Below are 205 nucleotides of genomic sequence, written 5' to 3' on the forward strand. Positions count from 1 at the left end.
GTTGTAAATATCCAATCCGCAATCACCGTGCGCTCGGTGACGATGCGAATTGCCCGCACATCGCCGCTGCGATCCGTGATCCATTTGAAGAATGCGATGCCGATCCCGGTGCCGAACAAGATGGTGGCGCTGAGAATATGCAGCCATTTGATCAGGAGATAAATACTCACGCGGGCACCTCATGAACATCCAAACCGTCGAGCGC

At 54.1% G+C, this 205-nt stretch carries 1 protein-coding gene; it reads right to left on the minus strand.

Annotated elements, in window-relative coordinates; translation table 11 throughout:
- On the minus strand, positions 1-170 hold a 170-nt coding region (locus AKL28_RS24270; protein WP_156226499.1), incomplete at its 3' end, for a DUF2269 family protein.
- Positions 171-205 lie beyond the last annotated feature (35 nt).

Source organism: Herbaspirillum chlorophenolicum (assembly GCF_001189955.1).
GTDB lineage: Bacteria > Pseudomonadota > Gammaproteobacteria > Burkholderiales > Burkholderiaceae_D > Herbaspirillum > Herbaspirillum chlorophenolicum.